The 14,079-nt window shown below is 75.5% G+C and carries 13 protein-coding genes; 7 read left to right on the top strand and 6 right to left on the bottom strand.

The window, feature by feature from the left end; genetic code table 11:
- From HEQ75_RS26210 to HEQ75_RS26185, 6 genes are all read right to left on the bottom strand, one after another.
- Window positions 1-476, bottom strand: a 476-nt coding sequence (locus tag HEQ75_RS26210; RefSeq protein WP_168035078.1) for an ankyrin repeat domain-containing protein, incomplete at its 3' end; no start/stop codon positions are given.
- Window positions 477-535: 59 nt separating this feature from the next.
- A complete protein-coding gene (locus tag HEQ75_RS26205; protein ID WP_168035077.1) occupies window positions 536-901 on the bottom strand; it encodes a hypothetical protein in 366 nt (121 codons plus the stop codon).
- Between the two features lie 77 nt (window positions 902-978).
- A complete protein-coding gene (locus HEQ75_RS26200) occupies window positions 979-3,141 on the bottom strand; it encodes a hypothetical protein (RefSeq protein ID WP_168035076.1) in 2,163 nt (720 codons plus the stop codon).
- A gap of 3 nt (window positions 3,142-3,144) precedes the next feature.
- Window positions 3,145-5,880, bottom strand: coding sequence for a DUF4159 domain-containing protein (locus HEQ75_RS26195; RefSeq protein WP_235962140.1), 2,736 nt, complete (start codon window positions 5,878-5,880; stop codon window positions 3,145-3,147).
- A gap of 97 nt (window positions 5,881-5,977) precedes the next feature.
- Window positions 5,978-6,868: a DUF58 domain-containing protein gene (locus HEQ75_RS26190; protein ID WP_235962139.1), complete on the bottom strand. Its 891-nt coding sequence runs from the start codon at window positions 6,866-6,868 to the stop codon at window positions 5,978-5,980.
- Window positions 6,861-7,865 (bottom strand): AAA family ATPase, encoded by a 1,005-nt coding sequence (locus HEQ75_RS26185; RefSeq protein ID WP_168035075.1) that lies wholly within the window; start codon window positions 7,863-7,865, stop codon window positions 6,861-6,863. The genes HEQ75_RS26190 and HEQ75_RS26185 overlap by 8 nt, the downstream gene beginning before the upstream one ends.
- 226 nt (window positions 7,866-8,091) lie before the next feature.
- Here HEQ75_RS26185 and HEQ75_RS26180 point away from each other — a divergent pair, with 226 nt between their 5' ends.
- The 7 genes from HEQ75_RS26180 to HEQ75_RS26150 form a co-directional block, all read left to right on the top strand.
- Window positions 8,092-8,742: a DUF1285 domain-containing protein gene (locus tag HEQ75_RS26180; RefSeq protein ID WP_407925909.1), complete on the top strand. Its 651-nt coding sequence runs from the start codon at window positions 8,092-8,094 to the stop codon at window positions 8,740-8,742.
- Window positions 8,743-8,767: 25 nt separating this feature from the next.
- A complete protein-coding gene (locus tag HEQ75_RS26175; protein WP_168035074.1) occupies window positions 8,768-9,373 on the top strand; it encodes an NUDIX hydrolase in 606 nt (201 codons plus the stop codon).
- A 66-nt stretch (window positions 9,374-9,439) separates the two neighbouring features.
- The gene (locus HEQ75_RS26170; RefSeq protein ID WP_168035073.1) at window positions 9,440-10,891 is read left to right on the top strand and encodes a flavin-containing monooxygenase; all 1,452 of its coding nucleotides are present in this window, start codon (window positions 9,440-9,442) and stop codon (window positions 10,889-10,891) included.
- Window positions 10,888-11,940: an NAD/NADP octopine/nopaline dehydrogenase family protein gene (locus HEQ75_RS26165; protein WP_168035072.1), complete on the top strand. Its 1,053-nt coding sequence runs from the start codon at window positions 10,888-10,890 to the stop codon at window positions 11,938-11,940. Before HEQ75_RS26170 ends, HEQ75_RS26165 begins: the two co-directional genes overlap by 4 nt.
- A 56-nt stretch (window positions 11,941-11,996) precedes the next feature.
- A complete protein-coding gene (locus tag HEQ75_RS26160; protein WP_168035071.1) occupies window positions 11,997-12,980 on the top strand; it encodes a Bug family tripartite tricarboxylate transporter substrate binding protein in 984 nt (327 codons plus the stop codon).
- A gap of 53 nt (window positions 12,981-13,033) precedes the next feature.
- Window positions 13,034-13,276, top strand: coding sequence for a hypothetical protein (locus HEQ75_RS26155; RefSeq protein WP_168035070.1), 243 nt, complete (start codon window positions 13,034-13,036; stop codon window positions 13,274-13,276).
- On the top strand, window positions 13,273-14,079 hold an 807-nt coding region (locus HEQ75_RS26150; RefSeq protein ID WP_168035069.1), incomplete at its 3' end, for a CCA tRNA nucleotidyltransferase. The genes HEQ75_RS26155 and HEQ75_RS26150, both read left to right, overlap by 4 nt.

Here is a 14,079-nt window from a genome sequence, read left to right as displayed (position 1 = left end):
CCGCCGGGGCCACCGGAAGCGGGCGGCGCGGCGATGGCGGCGGCGGGGCGGGCGGCAGCGGAGGGCGCCGCGGCCGCCGGGGCGGTGCCGGCGCGGCCACGGGCCGAAAGCAGGTAGAAGGCGATCTCGTTCCGCCCCTGGTCCACCGCCGCATCGAGCGGCGACAGGCCGAGCGCGTTGCGCGCCTCGATATTCGCCCCGCGCGCCACAGCGTCCCGTGCCGCGGCCAGGTCGCCGCGGGCAATGGCGTCGAACAGCGCGGCATTGGGCGACAGGTTGCGGGTCGGGTCGCCGGGAATGGGCGCCGGCGTCTGCCGCGCCGCCAGCCCTGGCAGGGCCGGCGCCGCACGGCTCGGCGTGCGCGCCTGCTCGGCCGGGCGGATGATGCCCTGGGCCTGGGCGGGTGCAGCGGCGAGGACCAGCAGGGGCGCGGCCAGCGCGACGGTCAGAAGGGGCAATACGGGGAAGTTGCGCATGCCATGGACCCTAGGCATTTTCGGGGGCGCGAGGAAGGCCGCCTCACCCGGATTTGCCGTCAGCAGCCTTCCCCGCGCCGGCTGAAGCCTTCCACCCGTCCGTCGCGCAGCGCGAAGGTGATCGCGCAGGTCACCTGCACCAGCCCGCCGGGCTGCGGCCAGCCGCCGAAGGCCGGCCCCCAGGGGCCATAGGCGGGCGCGTGGTAGGGGCCGGGATAGGACGCCACGGGCACCGTGCGGCGATCCTCGAATTGCAGGAAGCGGCGGCCATCGGCTTCATGCACCCGCAGCGGCACCCCCATCCGGGCCACCAGCTCGGACTCGCTTTCCCCGATATGGGTCGAAAGCCGCTGGTCGAGTGTCGGGCCCTGGGCACAGGCGCCGAGGACCGCCAGCAGGGGGAACAACCGGATCGCACGCATCATGCCGGGCAGATGGGGTGCGCCGGCCCGCCGGTCCAGCAGCGCGCAGCACCAAATTGCGAAACATTCGCAACTTCCCGTCAGCGCCCCTCCCGCCGCCAGGCGAGCAACGCCAGGCCCAGCACCAGGGGCAGCGCCAGCCAGGGCGGCAGCAGCGGCAGGGCGGTGATGCCGGTGACGGTATGGTCGCCGTTGCGGCGCAGGCCGATCCAGCCCGGCCCGGCCGCATCCCGGCCCGGGGCGGTGCGGCGCAGCTCCGGCACCTCCGGCGCCGCCGCCTCGCCCAGCCAGCGCAGCCCGCCGCCGCTGGCCAGCACCAGCGGGCGCAGCGGCGCGGCATCGGCACGCAGGTCCGCCACCTCCATGGGGTTCGTGGCCTCGGCGGCGGCGAAGGTGGTGCGGGTGCCGTCGGTCGCCTGCCAGACGCCGGGCAGCAGCGCCGTGCGCTCCGCCACCGCCCGCCCGGCGCCACGCGCCTCCGCCTGATGGCGGCTGGTCGTGCCGTCCGGCGCCGTCACCGTGATCTCCGGCGGCGGCCCGGGTTCCAGGGAGCGGCGGGTGATGGTCAGGTGGCCGTGCTCGATCCGGGCGGAGAGGTCCTCCTCCTCCAGCTCCGGCTCCTTCATCGTCCAATGGGCGATGCGGCGCAGCAATTCCTGCTGCGGGCCGCCGCCATCATGGCCGCGCGACCAGAGCCAGATGTGGTCGGACAGCACCAGCGCCACGCGCCCTTCCCCCACCCGGTCCAGCACCATCAGCGGCCCGCCGCCCGGCCCCTGCATCACCGTGCTGCCCGCCCGCGCATCGGCGCGCAGCGCCCGATACCACCGGCCCCAGCTGGCATCGGCCAGATTGGCGCCTTCGGCGGTGAAGCTGTTGGCCCCCGGCAGGTTCTCCGTCACCGGATGCCGGGCGCCGAGTTGCGTCACGAAGGGCCGGAAGGGCTGTTCCAGCAGCGCCGCCTGCGCCGCGCCCGGCCCGCTGGGCGGCCTCGCCGGCAGGATCTGGCCGAGCGGCGTGGCCGCCAGGCTGGTCGGCCCGGCGAATTCCGGCCCCACCGCCAGCAGCAGCGCCCCGCCGCCGCGGACGTAGTCGGCGATGTTGCGCAGATACACGGGTGGCAGCAGGCCGCGATTGCCGAAGCGGTCGAAGACGATCAGGTCGAATTCGCGCAGCTTCACCTGGAACAGCTCGCGCACCGGGAAGGCGATCAGCGCCAGCTCGTGCAGCGGGGTCAGATCGTCCTTCTCCGGCGGGCGGAGAATGGTGAAATGCACCAGATCCACATTCGGGTCGGCCTTCAGCAGCCGCCGCCAGGTGCGCTGCCCGGCATGCGGTTCGCCGGACACGAGCAGCACGCGCAGCCGGTCGCGCACGCCGTTGATGGCGATGACGGTGCGGTTGTTGCGGTCACTGACCTCGCCCCCCCCTGGGCCGGCGCGGGTTTCCGCCGTCAGCTCCACCACCGTCTGGCCGCCGCGCTCGATCGGCACCGCAAGGCGATGCTCGCGGCCCACCGGCACGGATTCGACGCGCGGCGGCTGGCCGTCGCGACGGATGGTGAGCCGGGCGGCACCGTCGCTCTCCGCCGCGCCCAGATCCTCCACCACCACGCGCAGCTCCACCGGGCGGCCGACGATGCCGAAGCCCGGCGCCTCGATCACCCGGATGCGGCGGTCCACCTCCCCGGGCCGGCCGGGCAGCAGCAGGTGGAAGGGGGCATCGAGCGCCGCGGCTTCCGGCACGTCGTGCACCTGGCCATCGGTCAGCGCCATCACCCCGGCCAGCCGGGCACGCGGGATGTCGGCCAAAGCGCGCTCCATGGCCGAATGCAGCCGCGTGCCCTGGTTGCCGCCCTCCGGCACCTCCACCGTGCGCAGTTCCAGGTCCGGCAGGCGGCGGGCCCGGGCCTCGATGGCGTCGCGCGCCGCGGTAATCTGGCCGGGGCGGGCGCCGAGCCCGGCGCTGTCGCTGCGGTCCACCAGCAGCAGGGCGATGTCCGGCCGGGTCTGCCGCGTCTCCTCCACCAGCCGGGGATTGGCCAGCGCCAGCAGCAGCGCGGCGAAGGCCAGCGCGCGCAGCCAGGCACCGCGGGCCGGGGCGAAGCGGCGGGCGCCATCCGCCCCCGCCTCCCGCCGCGCCAGCGCCGGCAGCAGCGCCAGCAGCGCCAGCAGCGCCAGCCCGGCCAGCAGCCAAAGCGGGATGACGGGCGCGAAGTCGATACCGGCGAGGGCCTGATTCATCCGCTAATTCCCGAGCCTTTCCAGGATGGCCGGCACATGCACCTGGTCGCCCTTGTAGTTGCCGGTCAGCGCGTACATCACGAGGTTGGTGCCGAAGCGGTAGGCCAGGGTGCGCTGCCGCGCGCCGCCGGGGATGGCGGCGTAGGGGTTGTTGCCGCGGGCATCGATGGCCCAGGCGCCGGCCCAGTCATGCCCGCCGATGATCACCGGGCTGACGCTGTCATTCGCCCGGTCCTGGTCGCGCGCCACCCACACCGTGCCGCCGGTGAAGCGGCCGGGCAGGTCCGGCAGCAGGTAGAAGGCACGCCGCAGCACGTGGTCTTCCGCCACCGGGGCCAGCGGCGGCACCACCAGGTCGCGCGTCAGCCGCCGCAGCGCCGCGCGGGCGCCGGGCGAGAATCCCTCGCCGGAGCCCTCGTCCCGCGTGTCGAACAGGATGATGCCGCCATGGCGCATGAAGCCGTTCAGCGCCGCGACGGCGGTCGCATCGGGCTGTGCCGCCTCGCCCAGTACCGGCCAGTACAGCAGCGGGAAGAAGGACAGGTCGTCGCGCCCCGGCACCACGGAGGCCGGCTCCGCCAGCGCCGCCGCGGTGCGGCGGTTGACGAAGTCGGACAGCCCGACCAGCCCGGCGCGGCTGATCTCGTCCAGCTGCGCATCGCCCGTCGCCACATAGGCCAGGCGCGTGGCCAGCGCCGGGCTGTTGCTGGCCTCCTGCGCCAAGGCGGGGGCGGCGGCGGGCGCGGCACCGAGCAGGCCGGCCAGCAGCAGCGCCGCCAGGCGCGGCCGCGCCAGCACCCCGCGCAGGCCGAGCGAGACCAGCAGATCCGCCACCAGCAGCAGCAGCGCGGCCGCCAGCAGCCAGGGGCCGAGGTCGCGTTCCGCCGGCACGCCGCCGATCGCCCGCACCGCGGTGCCCGGCGGCAGCGCTCCCGCCGGGCGCAGCGCCGCCACCGTGCTGCCCAGGTTCAGGGCGCGGCGATGCCCGGCCTCGCCCTGGCCGGTGCCGTACCAGCCCGGCGGATGCTGCGGCGAAGGCACTTCCTGCTCCACGCGCGCCGCCGCCAGGGGCTGCGCGGCGGGTGGCGGCGGGCCGAGTTGGCCGAAGCCGTCCAGCGTTTCCAGCGGCGGCAGCAGCGCCTCCCCCTCCGCGCCGGACACCCCGGCTGACAGCGCCACCAGCCGGCGCAGCATGTCCACGAACAGGCCGGACAGCGGCAGGGAGGACCATTCGGCATTCGCCGTCACATGGAACATCACGATCCGCCCGGCGCCACGATTGTCCCAGGTGACCAGCGGCGTGCCATCGGCCAGCCGCGCCCAGGTGTGGCCGGACAGGCGGGCGGAGGGTTCGGCCAGCACCTGGCGCTCCACCGTCACCTCCGGCGGCGGCACCAGCCCCTGGAAGGGCGAGCCCTCCGGGAAGGGCGCCAGCGCCTGCGGCCGTTCCCAGGACAGCGCGCCGCCCAGCTGGCGTTCCCCGGCGCGCAGCGGCACCGGCAGCAGCCCGTCCGGATTTTCCGCCAGCCGCGGCCCGGCGAAGCGCACCAGCGTGCCGCCGGCCTCGATCCAGGCGGCCAGCCGGTCGCGCTCCGGCCCCGGCTCCACCGGGTGGTCGGCCAGCACCAGCACGGACAGCCGGCGCTCCAGCAGGGCCTCCACCGAGCCGCGGCGCAGCTCCGCATGCGGGGCCAGGGCGCGGTCCAGGTAGAACAGCTCGCCGATCAGCGGCACATCGGCCGCGGCCTGCTCGCCACCGGCGATCAGCCCGACCGGCCGGCGGCGGAAGCGCTCGTCCAGCAGCACGGTGGCATTGGCGCCGACCACATCCTCCAGGTCCAGCCGCACCACCTGGTTGCGGATCTCGATCGGCAGGGGCAGCGCCGCCTCCGCCCTCGTGGCGCCGGCCGGGATCGGGACCACGGCGCGGGCCAGCGTCCGGCCATCGCCGGTGCGCGCCAGCACCGCGGCCTCGCTGTCCACCGGCAGCGGCGTGGTCAGCAGGCTGAGCAGCAGCTGGTCGGCCTCCGCCCGCGGCGGCGGCAGCAGCCGGGTGGGGCGGCCCTCGGCGCGGGCAACCGTCAGCGCGCCGCCGGCCGCCAGCGCCTCCGCCAGGGGGCGGAAGCCGGGCTCCGCCGCATGGTCCAGGCCATCGGCAACATACAGCGCGGCGAAGTCGCCCGGATGGGCGGCGCGCCATTCGGCCAGCGCCGCCAGCGCCCCGGCGCGATCCGGCGCCCAGGGGCGCGGCCGCAGCGCCACCAGCCGGCTGCGCAATTCCTCCGCCGGCATCAGCGCGGTGACCAGCGGCGTGCCCGGCAGCAGGGGGGGCGCGGTCAGCAGCAGGGCGGTGCGGCGGCCTTCGCGGGCCGCGCCGTCCAGCGCCGCTTCCGCCGCCGCCACCCGGTCCGGCCAATCCGCCGCCGCCGCCCAGCCATCGTCGATCGCGACCAGCAACGGCCCGGCCCCGCCCGCGGCACCGCCGGTGCCGAGTATGGGTCGCGCCAGGCCGAGGATCATCAGCGCTGCCGCGGCCAGCCGCAGCGCGAGCAGCCACCAGGGGGTGCGGGCCGGGGTTTCCTCCGGCGCCGGCATCTCCCGCAGCAGGCGCAGCGCGGGGAAGTCCTGGCGCTTCGGCGCCGGCGGCGTGACGCGCAGCAGCCACCACAGCACCGGCAGGGCGGGCAGGGCCAGCAGCAGCCAGGGGGCGGCGAAGGTCAGCGAACCGAGGCTCAGCATGGCGGGGGTCCGTCGAGGGGCGGCAGGCGGGCGGGCTTCATGCCGCGTTCATTCCCGCGGCGCGGGCCAGGCTGATCCCCCGCGGCGCAGCCCGCCCTCATGCCGGCGCCAGGCGCTGGTGCAGGGCCAGCAGCGCGGCTTCGGGCGGGTGGTCGGTACGGTGGCTGGCGAAGGTCCAGCCGGCGGCGGCAGCGAGCGCGGCCAGCCCTTCCCGGTGCCGGGCGACGCGCTCCGCATAGGCGGGGCGCACCGATTCGACGCGCGGCAGCAGCGCCGGCGCGCCGGCGTCGCCGCCCACGCCCTCGAACCGCACGCGGCCCGCATAGGGCAGGGTTTCCTCGGCCGGGTCGATCACCTGCAGCAGATGGCCGCGCACCCCCTGCCCGGCAAGCCGGCCGATGGCGGCGCGGGTCTCCTCCAGGGGGGCCCAGAAATCGCCGAACAGCACGGCGCGGGCGTGCCGCGCCAGGCGCGGATCCTCCGGCCGCGGCGCCAGGCCGGCCAGGCCATCGGCGATCAGCGGCAGGGCGCCGCGCCCGCCATAGGGCCGCGGCAGGCCGAACAGCCGCACGCGCTCCCCGCCGCGCAGCAGCAGCGCGGCCAGGGCCAGCAGCAGCAATTCCGCGCGATGCGCCTTTTCCGGCAGGTCGCGGCTGCTGCGCCAGGCCATGCCGGGCCCGCCGGCCCGCCACAGCCCCACGGTCTGCGCCGATTCCCATTCCGTCTCGCGGATGAACAGGCGGTCGGACTTGCCGGATTGCCGCCAGTCGATGCGGCTCACCTGGTCGCCGGCCACATAGGGCCGGAACTGCCAGAAGGCCTCGCCAGGGCCGGAGCGCCGGCGTCCATGCACGCCCGGCATGACGGTGGCGGCGACGCGTTCCGCCTGCACCAGCAGCGGCGGTAGCCGGGCGCCAAGCTGTTCCGCCCAGGGCAGGGAAAGCCGGGTGACGGAACGCCTGGTGGGGGCGGGGCGCGGGCTAGGCAAGCTGTGCCTTCAGCACGTCCAGCACCTCGGCCAGCCGCACCCCATCGGCGCGGGCGGCGAAATTCAGCGCCATGCGGTGGCGCAGCACCGGCTCCAGCAGCGCCTGCACATCCTCCACGCTGGGCGAGAGCCGCCCGTCCAGCACGGCGCGCGCCCTTGTCGCCAGCATCAGCGCCTGCGCCGCGCGCGGCCCGGGGCCATAGGCCAGGTGGCGGCGCACCGCCTCGATCTCGGTGGTCTCCGGCCGGGCGCTGCGCACCACGCGCAGGATCGCCTCCAGCACCTGCTCGCCCACCGGCAGGCGGCGGATCAGCAGTTGCGCCGCGGCCAGGTCGGCCCCGGTCATCGCCGGCACCGCCCGCGCTTCCTTCGCCCCGGTGGTCGCCAGCAGCATGGCGCGTTCCGCGGCCAGGTCGGGGTAGGTGACGTCGATCTCCAGCAGGAATCGGTCCAGCTGCGCTTCCGGCAGCGGATAGGTGCCTTCCTGCTCGATCGGGTTCTGCGTCGCCAGCACGTGGAAGGGCGCCGGCAGCGCGTGGATCTCCCCGGCGATCGCCACCTTCTGCTCCTGCATCGCCTGCAGCAGCGCCGACTGCGTGCGCGGGCTGGCGCGGTTGATCTCGTCCGCCATCAGCAGCTGGCAGAACACCGGCCCCTTGATGAAGCGGAAGGCGCGCTTGCCGTGCACATCCTCCTCCAGCACCTCGCTGCCCAGGATGTCGGCGGGCATCAGGTCGGGCGTGAACTGCACGCGCCGCGAATCGAGGCCGAGCACGGTGCCCAGCGTCTCCACCAGCTTGGTCTTGCCCAGGCCCGGCACGCCCACCAGCAGCAGGTGCCCGCCGGACAGCAGGGTGATGAGGGTGCGCTCCACCACCTGTTCCTGGCCGAAGATGACACGGCCGACACCTTCGCGAACCTTGGCGAGGCGGGTGGCGAGCTGATCGGCCTCCTGCAGCAGAGATTCCGCCTCGGCGGCGTCAACCACTTCCACCATGCGGGTCAGGCTCCCTATATGCGTCACATCCGATATGGGGGTGAGTATCCACGCCGCCCATGCCGGATGCCACATCGCAGTGCACCCAGGTGGTTTTCCGGGGCCACAAGTGGCGGAGGGAAGGCCCTGCGGGCTTTCCGGAGTGGGCCGGGTCGCGGCGCGACCCGGTTGGGGAAGGGATCGTCCGGGGTGCGTCGCGCCCCGTGAAGCTGGTGCGGAAGGGCTGATGAGCGAAGCACGACCCGACGGAGCGCGGCAGGCCTGTGGCGTGCCTGGCCAGCCCCCCGCGATGCGCCTGGCGATGGCGCCGGGCAAGGGGCGACCGGGCCGGATGCCGCCGCTGCGCCGCGATTGCGGCGACTTCTCCATGCGCATCGCCCGCGATGGCAGCTGGTACTACCAGGGCAGCCCGATCGGCCGGAAGGAACTGGTCTGCCTGTTCGCCTCCGTCCTGAAGCGGGAGGCCGACGGCAGCTTCTGGCTGGAAACCCCGGTGGAGCGCGGCCGGATCGAGGTGGAGGACGCGCCCTTCGTGGCGGTGGAGATGTGGTGGCGCGACTGCGTCGACAGCCACGCCCCCGCCTGCCCGGGCGCCCGCCCCCGCCAATGCCTGACCTTCCGCACCAACCTCGATGAGATGGTGACGGCGGACCAGGATCACCCGATCCGCGTCGCCATCGACCCGCGGACCCGCGAGCCGCGGCCCTACATCACCGTCCGCGCCGGGCTGGAAGCGCGCATCAACCGCGCGGTGTTCTACGAGCTGGTGGCGCTGTCGCAGGCCGAGGTGGTGGACGGGCGCAGCGTGCTCGGCGTCTGGTCGCAGGGCGTGTTCTTCCCGATCGACGATTGCCCGACCGCCTGCGCCGCGGAGTGAGAGACCCGCTGCGGACACGCGCCCCATGCTGCCGCTGAGCCGGCGGGACATCGCCGCGCGGCTGGCCGACCCGGCCCGGCTGGCGCAGCTCTCCGCCACCACCTTCGACGACGCCGACCCGGCCCAGCTCGACCCCGCCCGCGCGGTGGCAGCCGCCGTGCTGGTGCCGATCATCTGGCACGATTCCGGCCCCGGCGTGCTGCTGACGCTGCGCGCCACGCGGCTTTCCGCCCATGCCGGGCAGGTGGCCTTCCCCGGCGGCAGGGTGGAGGCCGGGGAGACGGCGGAGGCCGCGGCGCTGCGCGAGGCGGCGGAGGAGGTGGGGCTGGACCCGCGCCTGCCGCTGCTGCGCGGCACCCTGCCGGACCACCTCACCGGCACCGGCTACCGCATCACCCCCGTGGTCGGCTTCCTGGATCCACCGCTGACGCTGACGCCGGACCCGGCGGAGGTGCAGGCGATCTTCGAACTGCCGCTTTCCGTGGTGCTGGACCCGGCGGCGCCCCGCCGGCAGCGCCGCGAATGGCGCGGCCGGATGCGCGAATACTGGGTCTGGCCGCATGACCAGCACCTGATCTGGGGCGCCACCGCCGCCATCCTGGTGAACCTGGCAACGCTGCTGCGGCGCTGACAGGCGGCGTGCAGGATCGGGCGGGGCGCGCTACAGCGCCCTGTCCTCCTTCCCAGGCCGCCCCCCATGCCGGATTCCGCCTTCACGCCCCCGGAACGCACCGCGCCGGGCCTCGCCGCGCTGGAGGCCCGGCTGCGCCAGGACCTCGCCTGGCTGGAATGGCCGGCGAAGCCCTGGGTGCCGCCGCGGCGGCAGGACGGGCAGGATGTGACGGATGTGGTCATCATCGGCGCCGGCATGTGCGGTCTGGCGGCGGCCGCCGCGTTGCGGCTGCTCGGCATCGCCAATATCCGGGTGCTGGACCGCGCGCCGGCGGGGCAGGAAGGCCCCTGGGTGACCTTCGCGCGGATGGAGACGCTGCGCTCCCCGAAGACGCTCGCGGGCCCGGCGCTGGACCTGCCGGCGCTGACCTTCCGCGCCTGGTACGAATACCAGCACGGCGCCGCCGCCTTCGACGCGCTCGGCAAGATCCCGCGCGCGCTGTGGATGGACTACCTCATCTGGTACCGCCGGGTGATGGACATCCCGGTGGAGAACGCTGTCGCCGTGGAGGGCATCCGCCCGCTGGGCGCGGATCTCTTCACGCTGGAGACGACGGCCGGCCGCATCCTGGCCCGCCGGGTGGTGCTCGCCACCGGGCGGGACGGGCTGGGCGGCCCCTGGCTGCCGGAGATCGCGGAAGCGCTGCCGCCGGCGCTTCGCGCCCATTCGCGGGACGCCATCGACTTCGCGGCGCTGGCCGGCAAGCGCGTCGGCGTGGTCGGCGCCGGGGCCTCGGCCATGGACAATGCGGCGGCGGCGCTGGAGGCGGGCTGCGCGCGGCTCGACATGATCGTTCGCCGGCCCGCCCTGCCGCGGGTGAACAAGTTCACCGGCATCGGCAGCCCGGGCGTGGTGCACGGTTTCGCCGGCCTGCCGGATGCGTGGAAGTGGCGCTTCCTTGACCTGGTGCTCGGGGCGCAGACGCCGCCGCCGCGCGATTCGACGCTGCGCGTCGCCCGCTTCCCGCACGCCCACCTGCACCTCGCCAGCCCGATCCGCGCGCTCTCCGCCCAGGATGGGGTGATCCGGCTGGAGACGCCGCACCGCACGCTGGAACTGGACTTCCTGATCTTCGGCACCGGCTTCCGGGTGGACATCGCCGGCCGGCCGGAACTGGCGGCCCTGGCGCCGCATATCCGGCTGTGGGGCGACCGGTTCCAGGCGGAACGGCTGAATGAGGAGCTGGCGACCTCGCCCGACCTCGACCCCGGCTTCGCCTTCCAGGAGAGGCAGCCGGGCACCTGCCCGGCGCTGGCCCGGCTGCACTGCTTCAACTACCCGGCGACGCTGAGCCACGGGAAGCTTTCCGGCGACATCCCCGCGGTCAGCGCCGGCGCCAGGCGGCTGGCCCACTTCATCGCCCGCGCCTTCTTCGTCGAGGACCGGGAGGCGCATTTCGCCAGCCTTCAGGCCTATGAGACGCCCGAATTGCTGGGCGATGAATGGCCGGATCGCGCCACGGGGGATGCGGCATGAAGGTCGCGATCCTCGGCGCCGGCGCCATCGGCCCGGCCGCCGCCGCGCTCGCCGCCTCCCGCGGGCATGCGGTGGTGCTGTGGTCGCCCTCCGGCCGCGGCACGGCGGGGATGGCGGGGTTCATCGAAGCGGAGGGGGCGCTGGCGGGCCGCTTTCCGTTGCACGTGGCGGCGCGGCTGGAGGAGGCCCTGGACGGCGCCACGGTCGCGCTGCTGGCGGTGCCGGCCTATGCGCACGAAGCCCTGCTGCCGCGCCTGGCCGCCGCCATCCCGCCCGGCCTGCCCCTGCTGATCGCCCCCGCCGCGGCGCTGTCGCCCCTGGTGTTCGAGGTGCTGCGCCGCAGCCTCGGGCCGCGCGCGCCGGTGGGGGGCATGGCGACCACGCCGACCACGGCGCGGCGCCTCGCGCCGGGGCGGGTGCGCATCCCGGCGATCCGCGCCGCCGTCGATCTGGCCGCCCTGCCCGCCGCCGCGGCGCCGCCGCTGGCCGCCCTGGCCACCGCGCTGTTCGGCCATGACTGCCCGGTGGCGCCGGACGTGCTGCACCCGGCGCTGGCCAATGCCAACCCGATCATCCATGCGGTGCTGGCCCTGGCCAATGTCACCCGCATCGAGCGCGCCGAGACCTGGCCGCAATACGCGTTGATGACCGAGGCCTCCGCCCGGCTGATGCAGGCGCTGGAGGCGGAGCGCGAGGCGCTGGCCGCCGCCTGGGGGCTTGCCGTCCTGTCGCTGGCGGAATCGCTGCACCGCGCCAGCGGGGTGCCGCGCGCGCCGCTGCCCGCGATGGGCCTGGCGATCGACGCCGGCGGCCGCAGCGTGGCCGGCCCGGCGGCGATGGACACGCGCTATGTGACCGAGGACGTGCCCTTCGGCCTCGCCTTCTACCTGTGGCTGGCGGCCCGCCGCGGCGTGGCGATGCCCCGGACGGCGGCGGTGGTGGCGGTGCTGGAGACGCTGTGGGGCCGCGACCTGCGCGCCAACCCGCTGCTCGCCACGCTGGAGGGGCTGGACCTGGCGGCGGCGCTGCGCGAGGGCCTGGATCGCTGAGCTTGCCGCGGCGCGGTGCACACGGCAGGCTTCGTTCCTTCCTCGGAGTTGATGCCATGCCGGCACCCCGCCCCACCCGCCGCGCCCTCCTCGCCAGCGCCCTGGCCCTGCCGGCGCTGGGCGGCCCCGCCTTCGGGCAGGGCTGGTCGCCGGACCGCCCGGTGCGGCTGGTGGTGCCCTTCGCGCCCGGCGGCAGCCAGGACGTGCTCGGCCGGCTCTTCGCCCAGGCCGTCACCGCCACGGTCGGGCAGAATGTGGTGGTGGAGAACCGCGCCGGCGCCGGCGGCCTGCTGGGGGCGGAAGCGGTGGCCAAGGCGGCCCCCGATGGCACCACCCTGCTGCTGGCCACCGCCGGCCAGCTGACCATCGCCAAGGCCATCGGCCGCCGCCTGTCCTACGACCCGATCGCCGATTTCGCGCCGATCCTGCACATCTCGGACAGCCCGGTGGCGCTGATCGCCGCGCCGAACCTGCCGGTGCAGGACCTGCCCGGCCTGCTGGCGCTGGCCCGCGCCGCGCCGCAGCCGATGCCCTATGCCAGCACCGGCATCGGCACCAACACCCACCTCATCATGGAGGATCTGAAGGCGCGGGAGCGGCTGAACATCGAGCACGTGCCCTATCGCGGCGCCGCGGCCGCCTTCAACGACCTGATGGCCGGGCGCATCGCCATGATGTTCGTCTCCGTCCCCTCCGTGCTCGGCTTCTCCGGCGGGCAGCTGCGGGTGATGGGCGTGACCTCCCGCACCCGGTTCCCGGCGGTGGCGCAGGTGCCGACGCTGATCGAGGGCGGCGTGCCGGATTTCGAGGCCTCGATCTGGACCGGCCTCGTCGCCCCCGCCGGCACGCCCCCCGCCGCCGTGGCGCGCTGGGGCGATGCCTTCCGGCAGGCGCTGGAATCGGCGCCGGTTAAGACCCGGCTGGCGGCGCTGGGCGCGGTGCCGAACGGCGCCGACGCCGCCGCCTTCGGCGCCCTGCTGCGGGCCGACCTGGCGCGCTGGACCCGGGTGGCGGCGCCGCTGGCGATCCGGCTGGACTGACGTCGCGGCCGGCGGGCCTGCCGGCCGGGCGGCGGGCGGGGTAGGATGCGGCCATGGCCATCCTCCTCATCCTGCTGCCGCTCCTCGCCTGGCTGCTCTGGCGCTGGCTGCGGCCCGACGGCGCCCGGCCCTCGCCGGCCCTGCTCGTCGCCCTGGCGGTGACGCTGGTGCTGGTGGCCGCCGCCGGGCTGTGGCTGCGCCAGACCCGCACCGGCCAGGCCGGCGCCGACTACGTGCCGCCCAGCCTGGGCGCCGATGGCCGGGTGATCCCCAGCCATCTGGAACCGGCGCGATGACCGACCCACCCGTGGCGGAGATCGACCCGCCCGGCTTCCTGGCCTCCGGCGCGCCGGCCGCCGTGCTGGCCGCCCTGCCCGGCGCCCGGGCGGTCGGCGGCTGCGTGCGGGATGCCCTGGCCGGCCGCGCGGTGCATGATGTGGATGTCGCCGCGCCGCTGCCGCCGGAGGCCATCGCGCAACGGCTGCGCGAGGCCGGGCTGAAGGTGTTCGAGACCGGGCTGGCGCATGGCACCGTCACCGCCGTGCTGGACCACCAGCCGGTGGAGGTGACGGCGCTGCGCCGCGACCTGGCCACCGATGGCCGCCACGCCGAGGTCGCCTGGACCACCGACTGGCGGGAGGATGCGGCACGGCGCGACTTCACCTTCAACGCCATGTCCATGGATGCCGCCGGCCGGCTCTGGGACTACTTCGACGGGCGCGCCGATCTCGAAGCCGGCCGGGTGCGCTTCGTCGGCGACGCCGCGACCCGGCTGCGCGAGGATTACCTGCGCGCGCTGCGCTTCTTCCGCTTCTGGGCCCGCTACGGCCGCGGCGCGCCGGATGCGGCGGCGCTGGCGGCGATCGGCGGCGCGGTGGAGGGGCTGCGCGCCCGCATCGCGCCGGAACGCATCTGGATGGAGCTGAAGCGGCTGCTGGAAGTCGCGGACCCCGTGGAAGCCCTGGCCCTGATGCGGCAGGCGGGGCTGCTGGCGGCCGTGCTGCCGGAAGCCGGGCCGCTGGGGCCGCTGCGCGCGCTGCTGGCATGCGCCGCGCCGGCCGCGCCGCTGCTGCGCCTGGCCGCGCTGCTGCCGCCGGGG

The sequence above is a fragment of the Falsiroseomonas selenitidurans genome (genome assembly GCF_012103215.1).
Classification (GTDB): Bacteria; Pseudomonadota; Alphaproteobacteria; order Acetobacterales; family Acetobacteraceae; genus Falsiroseomonas; species Falsiroseomonas selenitidurans.
This window is presented reverse-complemented; position numbering and strand designations above follow the sequence as displayed.

Coding starts and splice junctions, on each gene's coding strand:
- HEQ75_RS26170 (WP_168035073.1), top strand. CDS start 9,440: ATGCCGGATTCCGCCTTCACGCCCCCGGAACGCACCGCGCCGGGCCTC.
- HEQ75_RS26195 (WP_235962140.1), bottom strand. CDS start 5,880: ATGCTGAGCCTCGGTTCGCTGACCTTCGCCGCCCCCTGGCTGCTGCTG.
- HEQ75_RS26175 (WP_168035074.1), top strand. CDS start 8,768: ATGCTGCCGCTGAGCCGGCGGGACATCGCCGCGCGGCTGGCCGACCCG.
- HEQ75_RS26185 (WP_168035075.1), bottom strand. CDS start 7,865: ATGGTGGAAGTGGTTGACGCCGCCGAGGCGGAATCTCTGCTGCAGGAG.
- HEQ75_RS26205 (WP_168035077.1), bottom strand. CDS start 901: ATGATGCGTGCGATCCGGTTGTTCCCCCTGCTGGCGGTCCTCGGCGCC.
- HEQ75_RS26155 (WP_168035070.1), top strand. CDS start 13,034: ATGGCCATCCTCCTCATCCTGCTGCCGCTCCTCGCCTGGCTGCTCTGG.
- HEQ75_RS26160 (WP_168035071.1), top strand. CDS start 11,997: ATGCCGGCACCCCGCCCCACCCGCCGCGCCCTCCTCGCCAGCGCCCTG.
- HEQ75_RS26180 (WP_407925909.1), top strand. CDS start 8,092: ATGAGCGAAGCACGACCCGACGGAGCGCGGCAGGCCTGTGGCGTGCCT.
- HEQ75_RS26165 (WP_168035072.1), top strand. CDS start 10,888: ATGAAGGTCGCGATCCTCGGCGCCGGCGCCATCGGCCCGGCCGCCGCC.
- HEQ75_RS26200 (WP_168035076.1), bottom strand. CDS start 3,141: ATGAATCAGGCCCTCGCCGGTATCGACTTCGCGCCCGTCATCCCGCTT.